24 protein-coding genes are annotated in these 15,842 nt (G+C 51.6%); 18 read left to right on the top strand and 6 right to left on the bottom strand.

Annotation, left to right across the window (positions count from 1 at the left end; genetic code table 11):
* Window positions 1–3 precede the first annotated feature (3 nt).
* From rpmD to UR289_RS21445, 12 genes are all read left to right on the top strand, one after another.
* Complete coding sequence (rpmD, locus tag UR289_RS21500; RefSeq protein ID WP_003863301.1) at window positions 4–183, top strand: 50S ribosomal protein L30; 180 nt, start codon at window positions 4–6, stop codon at window positions 181–183.
* A gap of 3 nt (window positions 184–186) precedes the next feature.
* The gene (gene rplO, locus UR289_RS21495; RefSeq protein ID WP_003863304.1) at window positions 187–621 is read left to right on the top strand and encodes a 50S ribosomal protein L15; all 435 of its coding nucleotides are present in this window, start codon (window positions 187–189) and stop codon (window positions 619–621) included.
* Window positions 622–628: 7 nt separating this feature from the next.
* Entirely contained in the window at window positions 629–1,960 is a 1,332-nt protein-coding gene (gene secY / locus UR289_RS21490) for a preprotein translocase subunit SecY (protein WP_003863305.1), read from the top strand.
* Between the two features lie 31 nt (window positions 1,961–1,991).
* Complete coding sequence (gene rpmJ, locus UR289_RS21485; protein ID WP_000868187.1) at window positions 1,992–2,108, top strand: 50S ribosomal protein L36; 117 nt, start codon at window positions 1,992–1,994, stop codon at window positions 2,106–2,108.
* A gap of 146 nt (window positions 2,109–2,254) precedes the next feature.
* A complete protein-coding gene (rpsM, locus tag UR289_RS21480) occupies window positions 2,255–2,611 on the top strand; it encodes a 30S ribosomal protein S13 (RefSeq protein WP_003863308.1) in 357 nt (118 codons plus the stop codon).
* A 16-nt stretch (window positions 2,612–2,627) separates the two neighbouring features.
* Window positions 2,628–3,017, top strand: a complete 390-nt coding sequence (gene rpsK, locus UR289_RS21475; RefSeq protein WP_003863312.1) for a 30S ribosomal protein S11 — start codon at window positions 2,628–2,630, stop codon at window positions 3,015–3,017.
* Window positions 3,018–3,050: 33 nt separating this feature from the next.
* Entirely contained in the window at window positions 3,051–3,671 is a 621-nt protein-coding gene (gene rpsD, locus UR289_RS21470; RefSeq protein ID WP_004868345.1) for a 30S ribosomal protein S4, read from the top strand.
* Window positions 3,672–3,696: 25 nt separating this feature from the next.
* Window positions 3,697–4,686, top strand: a complete 990-nt coding sequence (locus UR289_RS21465) for a DNA-directed RNA polymerase subunit alpha (RefSeq protein ID WP_002919219.1) — start codon at window positions 3,697–3,699, stop codon at window positions 4,684–4,686.
* 40 nt (window positions 4,687–4,726) lie between these two features.
* Entirely contained in the window at window positions 4,727–5,110 is a 384-nt protein-coding gene (gene rplQ, locus UR289_RS21460; RefSeq protein ID WP_001216368.1) for a 50S ribosomal protein L17, read from the top strand.
* 107 nt (window positions 5,111–5,217) lie between these two features.
* Window positions 5,218–5,586, top strand: a complete 369-nt coding sequence (locus UR289_RS21455) for a DUF1992 domain-containing protein (protein WP_048977002.1) — start codon at window positions 5,218–5,220, stop codon at window positions 5,584–5,586.
* A 2-nt stretch (window positions 5,587–5,588) separates the two neighbouring features.
* Entirely contained in the window at window positions 5,589–6,014 is a 426-nt protein-coding gene (zntR, locus tag UR289_RS21450; RefSeq protein ID WP_029740638.1) for a Zn(2+)-responsive transcriptional regulator, read from the top strand.
* A 57-nt stretch (window positions 6,015–6,071) separates the two neighbouring features.
* Window positions 6,072–6,287, top strand: a complete 216-nt coding sequence (locus UR289_RS21445; RefSeq protein WP_023333665.1) for an alternative ribosome-rescue factor A — start codon at window positions 6,072–6,074, stop codon at window positions 6,285–6,287.
* On the opposite strand, the gene mscL is transcribed toward UR289_RS21445, so the two are convergent.
* From mscL to def, 5 genes are all read right to left on the bottom strand, one after another.
* Window positions 6,288–6,698, bottom strand: a complete 411-nt coding sequence (gene mscL, locus UR289_RS21440; RefSeq protein WP_048977001.1) for a large-conductance mechanosensitive channel protein MscL — start codon at window positions 6,696–6,698, stop codon at window positions 6,288–6,290.
* A gap of 146 nt (window positions 6,699–6,844) precedes the next feature.
* Entirely contained in the window at window positions 6,845–8,221 is a 1,377-nt protein-coding gene (gene trkA / locus UR289_RS21435) for a Trk system potassium transporter TrkA (RefSeq protein WP_008503482.1), read from the bottom strand.
* Between the two features lie 22 nt (window positions 8,222–8,243).
* A complete protein-coding gene (gene rsmB, locus UR289_RS21430) occupies window positions 8,244–9,530 on the bottom strand; it encodes a 16S rRNA (cytosine(967)-C(5))-methyltransferase RsmB (protein ID WP_320711547.1) in 1,287 nt (428 codons plus the stop codon).
* A 52-nt stretch (window positions 9,531–9,582) separates the two neighbouring features.
* Complete coding sequence (gene fmt / locus UR289_RS21425) at window positions 9,583–10,530, bottom strand: methionyl-tRNA formyltransferase (protein ID WP_039262757.1); 948 nt, start codon at window positions 10,528–10,530, stop codon at window positions 9,583–9,585.
* Window positions 10,531–10,555: 25 nt separating this feature from the next.
* The gene (gene def / locus UR289_RS21420; protein WP_006812188.1) at window positions 10,556–11,065 is read right to left on the bottom strand and encodes a peptide deformylase; all 510 of its coding nucleotides are present in this window, start codon (window positions 11,063–11,065) and stop codon (window positions 10,556–10,558) included.
* A gap of 127 nt (window positions 11,066–11,192) precedes the next feature.
* Here def and dprA point away from each other — a divergent pair, with 127 nt between their 5' ends.
* Genes dprA through UR289_RS21390 form a run of 6 tightly spaced genes read left to right on the top strand, consistent with a single transcriptional unit; the run spans window position 11,193 to window position 14,976 of the window.
* Window positions 11,193–12,317, top strand: coding sequence for a DNA-protecting protein DprA (gene dprA, locus UR289_RS21415; protein ID WP_246946720.1), 1,125 nt, complete (start codon window positions 11,193–11,195; stop codon window positions 12,315–12,317).
* The gene (smg, locus tag UR289_RS21410; RefSeq protein WP_008503477.1) at window positions 12,289–12,762 is read left to right on the top strand and encodes a DUF494 family protein Smg; all 474 of its coding nucleotides are present in this window, start codon (window positions 12,289–12,291) and stop codon (window positions 12,760–12,762) included. Before dprA ends, smg begins: the two co-directional genes overlap by 29 nt.
* A gap of 26 nt (window positions 12,763–12,788) precedes the next feature.
* Window positions 12,789–13,343, top strand: coding sequence for a type I DNA topoisomerase (locus UR289_RS21405; protein WP_023309445.1), 555 nt, complete (start codon window positions 12,789–12,791; stop codon window positions 13,341–13,343).
* A complete protein-coding gene (gene tsaC / locus UR289_RS21400; protein WP_033146781.1) occupies window positions 13,336–13,908 on the top strand; it encodes an L-threonylcarbamoyladenylate synthase type 1 TsaC in 573 nt (190 codons plus the stop codon). The genes UR289_RS21405 and tsaC overlap by 8 nt, the downstream gene beginning before the upstream one ends.
* 4 nt (window positions 13,909–13,912) lie before the next feature.
* Window positions 13,913–14,731 carry a shikimate dehydrogenase gene (gene aroE / locus UR289_RS21395; RefSeq protein WP_033146780.1) on the top strand — a complete coding sequence of 273 codons (819 nt, stop codon included), beginning with the start codon at window positions 13,913–13,915 and terminating at the stop codon, window positions 14,729–14,731.
* A complete protein-coding gene (locus tag UR289_RS21390) occupies window positions 14,728–14,976 on the top strand; it encodes a DUF1488 domain-containing protein (RefSeq protein WP_047059619.1) in 249 nt (82 codons plus the stop codon). The genes aroE and UR289_RS21390 overlap by 4 nt, the downstream gene beginning before the upstream one ends.
* On the opposite strand, the gene UR289_RS21385 is transcribed toward UR289_RS21390, so the two are convergent.
* Window positions 14,952–15,506 (bottom strand): gamma carbonic anhydrase family protein, encoded by a 555-nt coding sequence (locus UR289_RS21385; protein WP_039262762.1) that lies wholly within the window; start codon window positions 15,504–15,506, stop codon window positions 14,952–14,954. The two genes, UR289_RS21390 and UR289_RS21385, sit on opposite strands and share 25 nt — an antisense overlap.
* Between the last annotated feature and the right edge of the window lie 336 nt (window positions 15,507–15,842).

The following is a 15,842-nucleotide window of genomic DNA, read 5'->3' as shown; positions in this document are numbered from 1 at the left end:
ACCATGGCAAAGACTATTAAAATCACTCAAACCCGCAGTGCAATCGGTCGTCTGCCGAAACACAAGGCAACGCTGCTTGGCCTGGGTCTGCGTCGTATTGGTCATACCGTTGAGCGCGAGGATACTCCTGCTGTTCGTGGTATGGTCAACGCGGTTTACTTCATGGTTAAAGTTGAGGAGTAAGAGATGCGTTTAAATACTCTGTCTCCGGCCGAAGGCTCTAAAAAGGCGGGTAAACGCCTGGGTCGTGGTATCGGTTCTGGCCTCGGCAAAACCGGTGGTCGTGGTCACAAAGGTCAGAACTCTCGTTCTGGCGGTGGCGTACGTCGCGGTTTCGAGGGTGGCCAGATGCCACTGTACCGTCGTCTGCCGAAGTTCGGCTTCACCTCTCGCAAAGCAGCGATCACAGCGGAAATCCGTCTGTCTGACCTGGCGAAAGTTGAAGGCGGCGTTGTAGACCTGAACACGCTGAAAGCAGCAAACATTATCGGTATCCAGATCGAGTTCGCGAAAGTGATCCTGGCTGGTGAAGTTTCTACTCCGGTAACTGTTCGTGGCCTGCGTGTTACTAAAGGTGCTCGTGCTGCTATTGAAGCTGCTGGCGGTAAAATTGAGGAATAAGTAGCAGATGGCTAAGCAACCGGGATTAGATTTTCAAAGTGCCAAAGGTGGATTTGGCGAGCTGAAACGCAGACTGCTGTTTGTTATCGGCGCGCTGATTGTGTTCCGTATTGGCTCTTTTATTCCGATCCCTGGTATCGATGCCGCTGTACTTGCCAAACTGCTTGAGCAACAGCGAGGCACCATCATTGAAATGTTCAACATGTTCTCTGGTGGTGCTCTCAGCCGTGCTTCTATCTTTGCATTGGGTATTATGCCGTACATTTCGGCATCTATTATTATCCAGCTGCTGACGGTCGTTCATCCGGCCCTGGCAGAGTTGAAGAAAGAAGGGGAGTCTGGACGTCGTAAGATTAGTCAGTACACCCGTTACGGTACTCTGGTGCTGGCAATATTCCAGTCGATCGGTATTGCTACCGGTCTGCCGAATATGCCTGGTATGCAGGGCCTGGTGTTAAACCCGGGCTTTGCATTCTACTTCACCGCTGTTGTAAGTCTGGTCACAGGGACTATGTTCCTGATGTGGCTCGGCGAACAGATTACTGAGCGTGGTATCGGTAACGGTATCTCTATCATTATCTTCGCCGGTATTGTTGCGGGCCTCCCGCCAGCCATCGCCCATACTATCGAGCAAGCGCGTCAAGGCGACCTGCACTTCCTCCTGTTGCTGTTGGTTGCAGTATTAGTATTTGCAGTGACGTTCTTTGTTGTTTTCGTTGAACGTGGTCAACGCCGTATTGTGGTGAACTACGCTAAACGTCAGCAGGGTCGTCGTGTCTATGCTGCACAGAGCACACATTTACCGCTGAAAGTGAACATGGCGGGGGTTATCCCGGCTATCTTCGCTTCCAGTATTATTCTGTTCCCGGCGACCATCGCGTCATGGTTCGGGGGCGGTACTGGTTGGAACTGGCTGACAACAATTTCGCTGTATTTGCAGCCTGGGCAACCACTTTATGTGTTACTCTATGCGTCTGCGATCATCTTCTTCTGTTTCTTCTACACGGCGTTGGTCTTCAACCCGCGTGAAACAGCAGATAACCTGAAGAAGTCCGGTGCATTTGTACCAGGAATTCGTCCGGGAGAGCAAACGGCGAAGTATATCGATAAAGTAATGACTCGCCTGACTTTGGTTGGTGCGCTTTATATTACTTTTATCTGCCTGATCCCGGAGTTCATGCGTGATGCAATGAAAGTACCGTTCTACTTCGGTGGGACCTCACTGCTTATCGTTGTTGTCGTGATTATGGACTTTATGGCTCAAGTGCAAACTCTGATGATGTCCAGTCAGTACGAGTCTGCATTGAAGAAGGCGAACCTGAAAGGCTACGGCCGCTAAATGGTCGCCTGAGAAGTTACGGAGAGTAAAAATGAAAGTTCGTGCTTCCGTCAAGAAATTATGCCGTAACTGCAAAATCGTTAAGCGTGATGGTGTCATCCGTGTGATTTGCAGTGCCGAGCCGAAGCATAAACAGCGCCAAGGCTGATTATTTCGCATATTTTTCTTGCAAAGTTGGGTTGAGCTGGCTAGATTAGCCAGCCAATCTTTTGTATGTCTGTACGTTTCCATTTGAGTATCCTGAAAACGGGCTTTTCAGCATGGTGCGTACATATTAAATAGTAGGAGTGCATAGTGGCCCGTATAGCAGGCATTAACATTCCTGATCAGAAACATGCTGTGATCGCATTAACTTCGATCTACGGCGTCGGCAAGACCCGTTCTAAAGCCATTCTGGCTGCAGCGGGTATCGCTGAAGATGTTAAGATCAGTGAGCTGTCTGAAGAACAAATCGACACGCTGCGTGACGAAGTTGCCAAATTTGTCGTTGAAGGTGATCTGCGCCGTGAAATCAGCATGAGCATCAAGCGCCTGATGGATCTTGGTTGCTATCGCGGTTTGCGTCATCGTCGTGGTCTGCCAGTGCGCGGTCAGCGTACTAAGACCAACGCACGTACCCGTAAGGGTCCGCGCAAACCGATCAAGAAATAATCGGGGTGATTGAATAATGGCAAAGGCACCAGTTCGTGCACGTAAACGTGTAAGAAAACAAGTCTCTGACGGCGTGGCTCATATCCATGCTTCTTTCAACAACACCATCGTTACTATTACTGATCGTCAGGGTAACGCATTGGGTTGGGCAACAGCCGGTGGTTCCGGTTTCCGTGGTTCTCGCAAATCCACTCCGTTCGCAGCTCAGGTTGCAGCAGAGCGTTGCGCAGAAGCCGTAAAAGAATACGGCATCAAGAATCTGGAAGTTATGGTTAAAGGTCCGGGTCCGGGTCGTGAATCTACTGTTCGCGCTCTGAACGCCGCTGGTTTCCGCATCACGAATATTACTGATGTGACTCCGATCCCTCATAACGGTTGTCGTCCGCCGAAAAAACGTCGCGTATAACGCTCCGTTTTTTAGGTTAGTTGGAGATAGAAAATGGCAAGATATTTGGGTCCTAAGCTCAAGCTGAGCCGTCGTGAGGGCACCGACTTATTCCTTAAGTCTGGCGTTCGCGCGATCGATACCAAGTGTAAAATTGAACAAGCTCCTGGCCAGCACGGTGCGCGTAAACCGCGTCTGTCTGACTATGGTGTGCAGTTGCGTGAAAAGCAAAAAGTTCGCCGTATGTACGGTGTGCTGGAGCGTCAGTTCCGTAACTACTATAAAGAAGCAGCACGTCTGAAAGGCAACACAGGTGAAAACCTGCTGGCTCTGCTGGAAGGTCGTCTGGACAACGTTGTATACCGTATGGGCTTCGGCGCTACTCGTGCTGAATCACGTCAGCTGGTTAGCCACAAAGCAATCATGGTAAACGGTCGTGTTGTTAACATCGCTTCTTATCAGGTTAAAGCGAATGACGTTGTTAGCATTCGTGAGAAAGCGAAAAAGCAATCTCGCGTGAAGGCCGCTCTGGAGCTGGCTGAGCAGCGTGAAAAGCCAACCTGGCTGGAAGTTGATGCTGGCAAGATGGAAGGTACGTTCAAGCGTCAGCCAGAACGTTCTGATCTGTCTGCGGACATTAACGAACACCTGATCGTCGAGCTTTACTCCAAGTAAAGCTTAGTACCAAAGAGAGGACACAATGCAGGGTTCTGTGACAGAGTTTCTAAAACCGCGCCTGGTAGATATCGAGCAAGTGAGTTCGACGCACGCCAAGGTGACCCTTGAGCCTTTAGAGCGTGGCTTTGGCCATACTCTGGGTAACGCACTGCGCCGTATTCTGCTCTCATCGATGCCGGGTTGCGCGGTGACCGAGGTTGAGATTGATGGTGTACTTCATGAGTACAGCACCAAAGAAGGCGTTCAGGAAGATATCCTTGAAATCCTGCTCAACCTGAAAGGGCTGGCGGTGAGAGTTCAGGGTAAAGATGAAGTTATTCTTACTCTGAATAAATCTGGCATTGGCCCTGTGACTGCAGCCGACATCACCCACGACGGTGATGTTGAAATCGTCAAGCCGCAGCACGTGATCTGCCACCTGACCGATGAGAACGCAGCTATTAGCATGCGTATCAAAGTTCAGCGCGGTCGTGGTTATGTGCCGGCTTCTGCCCGAATTCATTCGGAAGAAGATGAGCGCCCAATCGGCCGTCTGCTGGTCGACGCATGCTATAGCCCTGTAGAGCGTATTGCCTACAATGTTGAAGCAGCGCGTGTAGAACAGCGTACCGACCTGGACAAGCTGGTCATCGAAATGGAAACCAACGGCACAATCGATCCTGAAGAGGCGATTCGTCGTGCGGCGACCATCCTGGCAGAACAACTGGAAGCTTTCGTTGACTTACGTGATGTACGTCAGCCGGAAGTGAAAGAAGAGAAACCAGAATTCGATCCGATCCTGCTGCGCCCTGTTGACGATCTCGAATTGACTGTCCGCTCTGCTAACTGCCTCAAGGCAGAAGCTATCCACTATATCGGTGATCTGGTACAGCGTACCGAGGTTGAGTTGCTGAAAACGCCGAACCTGGGTAAAAAATCTCTTACCGAGATTAAAGACGTGCTGGCTTCACGTGGTCTGTCTCTGGGCATGCGCCTGGAAAACTGGCCACCAGCAAGCATTGCTGACGAGTAACCGGATCACAGGTTAAGGTTTTACTGAGAAGGATAAGGTCATGCGCCATCGTAAGAGTGGTCGTCAACTGAACCGCAACAGCAGCCATCGCCAGGCTATGTTCCGCAACATGGCAGGTTCACTGGTTCGTCATGAGATCATCAAGACGACCCTGCCTAAAGCGAAAGAGCTGCGTCGCGTAGTTGAGCCGCTGATTACTCTTGCCAAGACTGACAGCGTTGCTAATCGTCGTCTGGCATTCGCCCGTACTCGTGATAACGAGATCGTGGCAAAACTGTTTAACGAACTGGGCCCGCGTTTCGCGAGCCGTGCCGGTGGTTACACTCGCATTCTGAAGTGTGGTTTCCGTGCAGGCGACAACGCGCCGATGGCTTACATCGAGCTGGTTGATCGTTCAGAGAAAGCAGAAGCTGCTGCAGAGTAATCTGCAGTAACGTAAAAAAACCCGCTCCGGCGGGTTTTTTTATATCCGCGATACCCCCACTTCTCTACAATGTCTGTATCAATTCTGTTCATCCCCTGGAGCTGGTAATGTGGTTGCTCGACCAGTGGGCAGAACGCCATATTCGCGATGCCCAAAAAAAAGGTGAATTCGACGATCTCCCGGGGAGCGGTGAACCCCTTGCGCTTGACGATGACTCGCACATCGCGCCTGAACTACGGGCTGGATACCGTTTACTGAAAAATGCGGGCTGTCTCCCCCCGGAGCTCGAACAGCGCAGAGAGGCTGTTGAACTGGCCGATCTTCTCAAAGGGATCCGCTATGACGATCCACGACATTCTGAACTTAGCCGCCGCCTCGCCCTGCTTGAACTCAAGCTGCGCCAGGCTGGTATGAACACTGATTTTTTGCGCGGTGAATTCGGTGAAAGATTGATGCAGAAAATAAACGAGGAGTAGTTATGTACCGTATCGGTGAACTTGCGAAGCTTGCGAATGTCACGCCGGATACCATCCGATATTACGAAAAGCAGCAGATGATCGATCATGAAGTTCGGACTGAAGGGGGCTTTCGCCTTTATACCGATAACGATCTGCAGCGCCTGCGGTTCATTCGTTATGCGCGTCAGCTCGGTTTTACACTGGATTCGATCCGCGAGTTATTATCGATCCGCATCGATCCGGAACATCACACCTGCCAGGAATCTAAAAGCATCGTGCAGGCCCGGCTGGATGAAGTTGAAGCGCGTATACAGGAACTGCAAACCATGCAGCGCTCTCTGCAAAGGCTGAATGATGCCTGCTGCGGTACGGCCCACAGCAGCATTTACTGTTCAATTCTCGAAGCCCTTGAACAGGGAGCGAGTGGAGAAACGCAGGGCTGTTGATTTTTAGTTCAACCGGGTCTAGACTCGCTTCGTCATAAACCCTGCTCTGGAGACATTATGAGCCGCTATCAGCACACGAAAGGACAAATTAAGGACAATGCCATTGAGGCGTTACTTCACGACCCGTTATTCAGGCAGCGCGTTGAGAAGAATAAAAAAGGGAAAGGAAGTTATCTGCGTAAAGACAAACATGAAAAACGGGGTAACTGGGAGGCCAGTGGCAAGCAAGCGAATCGCTTATTTACCACTGGCCTTCCTGCTTTTATCTGTTGATTAGATGCGGTTATTTTGCTCTTTTAACAGATCGCGGATCTCACTCAACAGCACTTCTTCTTTCGTTGGCGCAGGTGCTGCAGCTGGCTCTTCTTTTTTACGGTTGAGCCTGTTGATCAGCTTGATGGCCATAAATATGGCAAACGCGACAATCACAAAATCAAATACGTTCTGAATAAATACGCCGTAGTGCATCACTACTGCCGGAACATCACCCTGCGCTTCACGCAGCGTGAAAGCGAACTGTTTGAAATCAATGCCGCCGATTAACAACCCTAAAGGTGGCATGATAATGTCGGCCACTAATGATGAAACAATCTTACCGAATGCCGCACCAATAATGACACCCACTGCCAAATCCACCACGTTCCCGCGCATCGCAAATTCGCGAAATTCTTTAATAAAACTCATTGTTCTCTCCTTGTGCCAGCTGACGAGTTTAAGTTTAACAAATCATTAGCCAATTGCCATTCGGGATAATTAAACATTATGAAAAATAAAAGGCACAGAAATGAAAAGGATAAAGTAAGGGTGCTCTTTCTCGAGCACCCAATTCTTTAAAGGAAGAATGGACTTGGCTGGAATAAACGTTCGACGTCGGTAATAAACTTTTTATCGGTAAGGAACATAATAACGTGATCGCCTTGCTCAATTCGTAAATTATCATTGGCAATCATGACATCATTCCCGCGCACAACGGCGCCGATAATCGTGCCTGGCGGCAGTTTAATTTCGTCGATCGAACGGCCGACGACGCGCGACGTCGTTTCATCTCCATGAGCAACGGCTTCAATGGCTTCCGCTACGCCACGGCGGAGCGATGACACACCGACAATATCCGCTTTACGAACATGGCTCAGGAGCGCGGAAATTGTCGCCTGCTGAGGGGAAATAGCAATATCAATAACGCTACCCTGAACCAGATCGACATACGCCTTGCGCTGAATAAGCACCATGACTTTTTTTGCCCCCATGCGCTTCGCGAGCATGGCGGACATTATATTCGCCTCGTCATCGTTGGTGACGGCAATAAAGAGATCAACCTGATCAATATGCTCTTCAGCCAGTAGCTCCTGATCCGACGCATCACCATAAAATACAATCGTATTTTGCAGTTTTTCCGCCAGTTCAGCAGCACGCTGTTGATCGCGCTCGATCAACTTCACGCTGTAATCTTTTTCCAGCCGATGTGCCAGACCGGCACCGATATTGCCACCGCCGACCAGCATAATGCGTTTATAGGGTTTTTCGAGACGCTGAAGTTCACTCATCACCGCACGAATATGCTGTGAGGCCGCAATAAAGAAGACCTCATCACCGGCTTCGACAATCGTGGAGCCTTGCGGGCGAATTGGCCTGTCGTGGCGGAAAATCGCTGCAACGCGCGTATCAATATGCGGCATGTGCTCGCGCATGGTGGAAAGCGCATTGCCGATCAATGGTCCGCCATAATAGGCCTTAACCACTGCCAGGCTCACTTTGCCCTCGGCAAAGTTCACCACCTGCAGGGCACCCGGATATTCGATCAGGCGATAGATATTGTCGATAACCAGCTGTTCTGGCGCGATGAGGTGGTCAATGGGGACCGCTTCGGAATTAAACAGTTTTTCAGCATCGCGAACATAGTCCGGAGAGCGAATGCGCGCAATTCGGTTTGGCGTGTTGAAAAGCGAGTAGGCCACCTGACAGGCCACCATATTGGTTTCGTCCGAACTGGTTACCGCAACCAGCATGTCGGCATCGTCGGCGCCCGCCTCACGAAGAACACGTGGGTGCGAACCATGACCCTGCACCACGCGCAGGTCAAACTTGTCCTGTAAGACACGCAGACGATCGCCGTTGGTATCAACAATTGTGATGTCATTGTTTTCGCCAACCAGGTTTTCCGCCAGCGTTCCGCCCACCTGTCCTGCACCCAGAATGATAATCTTCATATCTCGTGACCTGTTCTCAACATCACTCTTTGATTAGCTTAGCGTAAAAGAAGCCATCGCCCTCTTCAGCACCCGGCAGGTTCTGCAGACCCGGGCATTCAGGCGTTCCCGTATCGCTCAGCGCGGCGTCCGGCGTACGTTTAAGGAAGGCCGCGATTTGCTGGCTGTTTTCTTCCGGCAGTACGGAGCAGGTCGCATAGACCAGCGTTCCGCCAGATTTAAGATGCGGCCAAATGGCGTCGAGAATGTCGGATTGCAGTTGGGCAAGTTCCTTAATATCACGATCGCGGCGTAGCCACTTGATGTCCGGATGACGACGAATAACACCGGTTGCAGAGCAGGGGGCGTCCAGCAAAATGCGATCGAACTGGGTTTCACCACACCACTCTGCGGGTTTGCGCCCATCGCCCTGCTTAACCTGAGCCTTCATGCCAAGACGCTTGAGGTTGTCGTAGACGCGTGAGAGACGCTGTTCATCGACGTCCACGGCCATCACGCTGGCCTGCGGAGCCACTTCCAGAATATGCGTCGTTTTGCCCCCAGGTGCGGCGCAAAGATCGAGGATCTGCTCACCATTTTTGGGTTCAAGCCAGGTCATGCAACCCTGAGCCGAGGCATCCTGTACGGTTACCCAACCTTCATCAAAACCGGGTAATGCATGTACCGGTGCAGGTGAGGCTAAGCGTACGGCATCCGGATAGGCTTCATGCGGGAATCCACTCATTCCAGCTTGTTCGAGCAAGCTCAGCCATGCGTCACGGCTGTGGTGATTACGATTTACGCGTAACCACATTGGCGGACGCTGATTGTTGGCATCGGCAATCTCCTGCCACTGCTGTGGATAAGCTTTTTTCAGGCGCTTCAACAGCCAGTCCGGGTGCAGGAAACGTGCTTCGCTTTGAGCAAATTCAGCCAGAAGCTCTTCCTGCTGTCTCTGGAACTGACGCAGTACGCCGTTGATCAGCCCTTTCAGTTGAGGGCGTTTAATCGCAACGGCGCCTTCAACCGTCTCAGCCAGCGCGGCATGCGGTGGGATGCGGGTATGAAGAAGCTGATAAAAACCCACCATAATCAAATAGTGTACGGTGCGTTGCTTGCCTGTCATTGGGCGTGACATCAGCTTGTTAATCAACCACTCAAGCTGAGAAAGCGTGCGCAGAACGCCAAAGCAGAGCTCCTGAAGCAGGGCTTTGTCTTTATCAGATACTTTTTGTTGCAGGGGAGGCAGGACGTTACTTAAGGACTGGCCCTGCTCGATAACCTGCTCAACGGCCTGAGCCGCCATACTGCGTAGATTTTGTTTTTTCATAACCGTAAAAATAAAAATGCCCGGAAACACCGGGCCTTAAGGATAGATTTGCTCAGGCAAGACGATTGCCCGGAATAAACCATTCGCGACGGGAATTTAACAGATCCTGAGCGCTCATGGCCTTCTTGCCGGCCGGTTGTAGCGATTCAAGATTCAGGATCCCTTGTCCAGTCGCGACCTGAATTCCGTTCTTGTTGGCGTCAATAATCGTACCGGGTTCAGCCGTGGTAGTACCGCTAATGACGGAGGCTTTCCAGACTTTCACTGGCTGCTCATCAATCTCCATCCAGCTCATCGGCCACGGATTAAAAGCGCGAATGCAGCGTTCAAGCTGCGCGGCTGACAGGGACCAGTCGATACGCGCTTCTTCTTTGCTCAGTTTTTCGGCATAAGTCACCAGCGCGTCATCCTGAACTTCCGGTTTCGCCGTATTGTCTGCAAGCTGCTGGAGCGTCTCGATAAGCCCTTGTGGGCCAAGGTCTGCCAGTTTGTCATACAGCGTAGCGCTGGTATCGTCTGACGTTATGGGGCACGCCAGTTTATACAGCATATCGCCGGTGTCTAAACCTACGTCCATCTTCATAATGGTAACGCCCGTTTCGGCATCACCTGCCCACAGCGAGCGCTGGATAGGTGCAGCACCACGCCAGCGCGGAAGCAGAGACCCGTGCACGTTGATGCACCCCAGGCGAGGCATATCGAGCACAGCTTTCGGCAGAATTAAACCGTAAGCCACCACCACCATTACGTCGGCATTCAGGTCAGCAACCAGCTGCTGATTTTCCTGTGGGCGTAACGATGCGGGCTGGAAAACGGGTAGCCCATGCTCTTCTGCCAGCACCTTTACCGGGCTCGGCATCAGTTTTTTACCGCGACCTGCCGGACGGTCAGGCTGGGTAAAGACGCCAACAACTTGGTGACCAGAAGATAACAGCGCGTCAAGATGACGCGCTGCAAAATCAGGGGTTCCCGCGAAGATAATACGTAGTGTTTTAGACACGATGATCCTTGTATCCGGGGGGACGTTATGCGCGAGAACGCAAACGATCCAGTTTCTCTACTTTTTGACGAATACGCTGCTGTTTCAGCGGCGAGAGATAATCGATAAACAGTTTACCGACCAGGTGATCCATCTCATGCTGAATACAAATCGCCAGCAGGTCGTCTGCTTCCAGTTCGAACGGGTTACCGTCACGATCCAGCGCGCGAATTTTCACCTTTTCGGCACGCGGTACTAAAGCGCGTTGTTCAGGAATGGACAGACAGCCTTCCTCAATACCGGTTTCGCCACTCTTTTCGAGCAGCTCAGGGTTGATCAGCACCAGACGCTCATCGCGATTTTCGGAAACATCAATCACGATAATACGCTTATGAATATCCACCTGCGTCGCCGCCAGGCCAATACCTTCTTCGGCGTACATGGTATCGAACATATCATCAACGATACGCTGGATTTCTGCATTCACTTCTTTGACCGGTTCAGCGACGATGCGAAGGCGCTCGTCCGGAATATGTAACACTTGCAAAACTGCCATAAATTTCCAGAGTCGTGTTCAGGAGTTGATAAGAATACTCTCTCTATTCTAGACAAATCCCCCAACGATTGACAGCATCAGTGACCAATCGCAATGATTGCGGAGGCCGCTTATGGCAGGGGAAAGGATGACGTCTACCGAGATATGGCTACGGCTAGTACACACTGGGTCTCTGTGTGGTGATGTAATGCTGGAAGCGGCTGCGCGACTGCAGAAGCTGGAACACCTCAACGTGCTCGTGGTCAGAGAGGCCGGGCTGACAGCAAAGCAGGCTGAACGGTTCTTTGCACTCGATGAGAGCGAGCTGGAACGTAGTCTTGTGTGGCTTGAGCAGCCGGGACATCATTTATTAACGCCCAACCATCCCCTATATCCCCCTTTGCTCCGCACGATCCCTGATTATCCCGGGGCGTTATTCATAAAAGGTAATCCTGAGGCGCTTAATACCATTCAGCTGGCGGTGGTAGGTAGTCGTGCGCCGTCATGGTACGGCGAGCGATGGGGGAAAATCCTGTGCGAACAACTTTCTCAAAGCGGTTTCACGATCACCAGCGGGCTGGCCTGCGGTATTGACGGCGTAGCCCACAGCGCGGCGCTGTCAGTTAAGGGACGAAGTGTAGCGGTGCTGGGGAACGGTCTTTTTAGCATTTATCCGCGCCGGCATCAGGCACTGGCGATGCGGCTTATTGAATCTGACGGCGCGATAGTGTCTGAGTTTCCGCTTTCCGCACAGCCCAGGCCGGCAAACTTTCCGCGTCGGAATCGGATTATCAGCGGGCTCAGCAAAGGTGTGCTGGTGGTTGAAGCGGCGCGCCGAAGCGGTTCGCTGGTCACGGCGCGATGCGCGCTCGAACAGGGAAGAGAAGTCTTCGCCTTGCCTGGACCGATAGGTAATCCCGGATGCGAGGGGCCCCACTGGCTGATTAAGCAAGGGGCAACGCCGGTAACGGAAGTAGGAGATATTCTTGAAAATTTGCAATATGGGTTGAAATGGCTGCAGGAAGATCCCGAAAAGCGACAATATTCATCAGATCAGGGAAAGGTGGCATTGCCATTTCCCAAGCTCCTGGCTAACGTAGGAGATGAGGTAACACCTGTTGACGTTGTCGCTGAACGTGCCGGCCAACCTGTGCCAGTAACGGTAGCACAGCTACTCGAACTGGAGTTAGCAGGGTGGATCGCAGCTGTACCCGGCGGCTATGTCCGATTAAGGAGGGCATGCCATGTTCGACGTACTGATGTATTTGTTTGAGACTTACATCCATAACGAAGCAGAAATGCGAGTGGATCAGGACAAATTGACACAGGATCTTACCGATGCGGGGTTTGAGCGGGAAGATATCTATAATGCGTTGATGTGGCTGGAAAAACTGGCTGATTATCAGGAAGGCCTCGCCGAACCGATGCAGCTTGCTTCTGACCCATTGTCAGTACGCATTTATACAGCGGAAGAGTGTGAAAGGCTGGACGCCAGCTGCCGGGGGTTCATCTTATTCCTTGAGCAGATTCAGGTGCTGAACCTCGAAACGAGAGAAATGGTGATAGAGCGCGTCATGGCGCTGGATACAGCAGAATTTGAACTGGAAGATCTCAAGTGGGTGATCCTGATGGTTCTGTTTAATATCCCGGGCTGTGAAAACGCCTATCAGCAAATGGAAGAATTACTCTTTGAAGTGAATGAAGGTATGCTGCACTAATTCAATGTGCAGCACCAAGAGTTGTTATGGCCAAATCAGCACTATTCACGGTGCATAAAAACGAGCCCTGCCCGCAGTGCGGGGCTGAACTTGTTATTCGGTCCGGGAAACACGGCCCGTTTCTCGGTTGTTCACACTATCCGGAATGTGATTATGTCCGTCCCCTGAAAAGCCAGGCGGATGGACATATCGTTAAAATTCTGGAAGGTCAGTATTGCCCACTCTGCGGTGGTGAATTAGCCCTGCGGCAGGGGCGATTCGGCATGTTTATTGGATGTAGCCGCTACCCGGAATGTGAGCATACGGAACAAATTGATAAGCCTGATGAAACGGCAATTGCGTGCCCTCAGTGTCAGCGCGGTCAGTTGGTACAGCGCCGTTCCCGTTATGGTAAGACTTTCCATTCGTGCGATCGCTACCCTGAATGCCAGTTCGTTATCAATTTTAAACCGGTAGCGGGAACCTGCCCTCATTGCAATTATCCGCTACTTATAGAGAAGAAAACCGCGCAAGGCATGAAACGCTTCTGCGCCAGTAAACAATGTGGAAAGCCGGTTACGGCGGATCAAAATAGTGAATAATAACCTGCCATCAGGCTCCATTGCGCATGCTGTGGACGTACTGAAAAAAGAAGAAGTCATCGCCTATCCAACTGAAGCTGTTTTTGGAGTCGGTTGCGATCCTGACAGCGAGACGGCCGTAAGCCGACTGCTTGCCTTAAAACAAAGACCCGTCGAGAAAGGGCTGATTTTGATCGCTGCGAATTATGAGCAGCTTAAACCCTATATCGATGACTCCATGCTGACGCCGGCGCAGCGCGAGACGATCTTCTCCGCGTGGCCTGGCCCGGTGACCTTCGTTTTCCCGGCGCAGCCGACTACGCCTCGCTGGTTAACCGGACGTTTTGATTCCCTCGCCGTTCGCGTAACTGACCATCCGCTGGTGGTTGAACTTTGCCTGGCATTTGGTAAACCGCTGGTCTCAACCAGCGCCAACCTGACCGGATTGCCACCTTGTCGGACAACCGAAGAAGTATTGGCGCAGTTCGGGAATGACTTCCCAGTCGCTGTCGGTGAAACGGGAGGGCGCCTGAATCCGTCTGAAATTCGCGACGCCTTGACCGGCGAACGTTTTCGCCAGGGGTAATCTCATGGAAACCTATGCTGTTTTTGGTAATCCGATTGCACACAGCAAGTCACCGTTGATCCATCAGCAATTTGCGAAGCAGCTGCAGATAAATCATCCCTATGGTCGCGTACTGGCCCCGGTGGATGCATTTATTCCAACGCTGGAGGCTTTTTTCGCCGCGGGCGGTAAAGGCGCGAATGTGACGGTTCCTTTTAAAGAGGAAGCCTTTGAACGTGCGGATGAACTGACCGAGCGCGCTTCACTGGCTGGTGCAGTCAATACCCTAAAACGGCTTGAGGATGGGCGCCTTTTGGGTGACAACACCGACGGGATTGGTTTACTTAGCGATCTGGAACGACTGTCGTTTATTAAGCCCGGGTTTCGGGTCCTGCTGATTGGTGCGGGTGGCGCATCGCGGGGAGTACTGTTGCCTCTGCTTTCACTGGACTGTGCGGTGACCATTACCAACAGAACCTTTTCCCGCGCGGAAGCGCTGGCGGCGTTGTTTGAGCATACCGGCAGCGTGAGCGCGGTAGCGCTTGACGATCTTGCCGATCGTGAGTTCGATCTTGTCATCAATGCCACGTCCAGCGGCATCAATGGCGAGATCCCGTTAATTCCTGCTTCTCTGGTCAGCGCGCATATGTACTTCTATGACATGTTTTATCAGAAAGGGAAAACGCCTTTCCTTAACTGGTGTGAACAACACGGCGCGAAGCAGTTAGCCGATGGACTGGGAATGCTGGTGGGTCAGGCCGCGCATGCGGTGCTGCTCTGGCATGGCGTGTTGCCTGCGGTCGAACCTGTCATTGAAAAGTTAAAGCAGGAGCTTTCGGCGTGAACCAGGCTATTCATTTCCCGGACAGAGAGATCTGGGATGAGAGTAAACAAGCGGTCTGTTTTCCGGTGCTGGTGCAGGGGATGCAACTTACTTGTGCCATTCATGGGGAAACGCTGTTGCGCCGTTTTGGCGGTTCAGACCCTATAGCGGTATTTTGCGAAAATCGCTGGGATCTGGAAGAAGAAGCCAGCGATTTAATCCGCGAACAGCAGGAAGACGATCAGGGCTGGGTTTGGTTGTCCTGATCCAAATAGTCATTCTTCCAGTTAACGTAGTTGTTCGCCGAGTATTTTAATCCTTCGATCTCCGCCTCCTTCAGGGGGCGGATCTGTTTTACCGGGCTTCCCAGATAGAGATAGCCACTCTCCAGCCGTTTGTTCTGCGGGACCAGGCTACCGGCACCAATCATTACGTCATCTTCTACTATGACGCCATCCAGCAAAATCGACCCCATGCCAACAAGTACGCGATTCCCGATAGTGCAGCCGTGAAGCATCACCTTATGGCCGACGGTAACCTCTTCTCCAATGATGAGGGGATTACCGTCCGGGTTATAGGAGGATTTGTGCGTGACATGCAGAACGCTGCCGTCCTGAATATTGGTACGGGCGCCAATCGACACATAGTTAACATCTCCCCTGATGGCGACGAGGGGCCAGATGCTGACGTCATCGGCCATTCGGACATCGCCGATCAACACGCTGCTGGCATCGATCATCACGCGATCGCCTTTTTGGGGGAACAGATCTTTATAAGGACGTAATACTGCGGGCATATCTACCTCTAACAATGAGCGCTATACAGAAGACTTTGATCATATTAATGGATCGCGGCAAGGCAAAATACGTCAATATTTAAGCAGATCGGGCGGGATTTCAGCGAAAAGCGCGGAAAATCAGCAGTCGGAAAAAAAGATCTAAAAAATACTTGTGCTAAATAATGGGATCCCTATAATGCGCCTCCATCGACACGGCGGATGTGAATCACTTCACAGACAACGCGGTCGGTTGAAGAGAAAAATTCTGAAATAACGGGTTGACTCTGAAAGAGGAAAGCGTAATATACGCCACCTCGCAACGGTGAGCGAAAGCCGCGTTGCACTGCTCTTTAA

The sequence above is a fragment of the Enterobacter sp. 302C9 genome, from assembly GCF_034106085.1.
GTDB classification, from domain to species: Bacteria; Pseudomonadota; Gammaproteobacteria; order Enterobacterales; family Enterobacteriaceae; genus Enterobacter; species Enterobacter asburiae_B.
The sequence above is the reverse complement of the archived record's forward strand: the minus strand, read 5'-3'. Positions and strand labels throughout refer to the sequence as shown.

What these genes read in the sequence shown, in the direction of transcription:
- def (WP_006812188.1), bottom strand. Translation starts at nt 11,065, where the DNA reads ATGGCAGTTTTGCAAGTGTTACATATTCCGGACGAGCGCCTTCGCATC.
- rpsK (WP_003863312.1), top strand. Translation starts at nt 2,628, where the DNA reads ATGGCAAAGGCACCAGTTCGTGCACGTAAACGTGTAAGAAAACAAGTC.
- aroE (WP_033146780.1), top strand. Translation starts at nt 13,913, where the DNA reads ATGGAAACCTATGCTGTTTTTGGTAATCCGATTGCACACAGCAAGTCA.
- UR289_RS21405 (WP_023309445.1), top strand. Translation starts at nt 12,789, where the DNA reads ATGGCCAAATCAGCACTATTCACGGTGCATAAAAACGAGCCCTGCCCG.
- secY (WP_003863305.1), top strand. Translation starts at nt 629, where the DNA reads ATGGCTAAGCAACCGGGATTAGATTTTCAAAGTGCCAAAGGTGGATTT.
- rpsD (WP_004868345.1), top strand. Translation starts at nt 3,051, where the DNA reads ATGGCAAGATATTTGGGTCCTAAGCTCAAGCTGAGCCGTCGTGAGGGC.
- mscL (WP_048977001.1), bottom strand. Translation starts at nt 6,698, where the DNA reads ATGAGTTTTATTAAAGAATTTCGCGAATTTGCGATGCGCGGGAACGTG.
- rpmD (WP_003863301.1), top strand. Translation starts at nt 4, where the DNA reads ATGGCAAAGACTATTAAAATCACTCAAACCCGCAGTGCAATCGGTCGT.
- trkA (WP_008503482.1), bottom strand. Translation starts at nt 8,221, where the DNA reads ATGAAGATTATCATTCTGGGTGCAGGACAGGTGGGCGGAACGCTGGCG.
- smg (WP_008503477.1), top strand. Translation starts at nt 12,289, where the DNA reads ATGTTCGACGTACTGATGTATTTGTTTGAGACTTACATCCATAACGAA.
- rplO (WP_003863304.1), top strand. Translation starts at nt 187, where the DNA reads ATGCGTTTAAATACTCTGTCTCCGGCCGAAGGCTCTAAAAAGGCGGGT.
- UR289_RS21445 (WP_023333665.1), top strand. Translation starts at nt 6,072, where the DNA reads ATGAGCCGCTATCAGCACACGAAAGGACAAATTAAGGACAATGCCATT.
- UR289_RS21455 (WP_048977002.1), top strand. Translation starts at nt 5,218, where the DNA reads ATGTGGTTGCTCGACCAGTGGGCAGAACGCCATATTCGCGATGCCCAA.
- rplQ (WP_001216368.1), top strand. Translation starts at nt 4,727, where the DNA reads ATGCGCCATCGTAAGAGTGGTCGTCAACTGAACCGCAACAGCAGCCAT.
- rsmB (WP_320711547.1), bottom strand. Translation starts at nt 9,530, where the DNA reads ATGAAAAAACAAAATCTACGCAGTATGGCGGCTCAGGCCGTTGAGCAG.
- zntR (WP_029740638.1), top strand. Translation starts at nt 5,589, where the DNA reads ATGTACCGTATCGGTGAACTTGCGAAGCTTGCGAATGTCACGCCGGAT.
- UR289_RS21385 (WP_039262762.1), bottom strand. Translation starts at nt 15,506, where the DNA reads ATGCCCGCAGTATTACGTCCTTATAAAGATCTGTTCCCCCAAAAAGGC.
- rpmJ (WP_000868187.1), top strand. Translation starts at nt 1,992, where the DNA reads ATGAAAGTTCGTGCTTCCGTCAAGAAATTATGCCGTAACTGCAAAATC.
- dprA (WP_246946720.1), top strand. Translation starts at nt 11,193, where the DNA reads ATGACGTCTACCGAGATATGGCTACGGCTAGTACACACTGGGTCTCTG.
- UR289_RS21465 (WP_002919219.1), top strand. Translation starts at nt 3,697, where the DNA reads ATGCAGGGTTCTGTGACAGAGTTTCTAAAACCGCGCCTGGTAGATATC.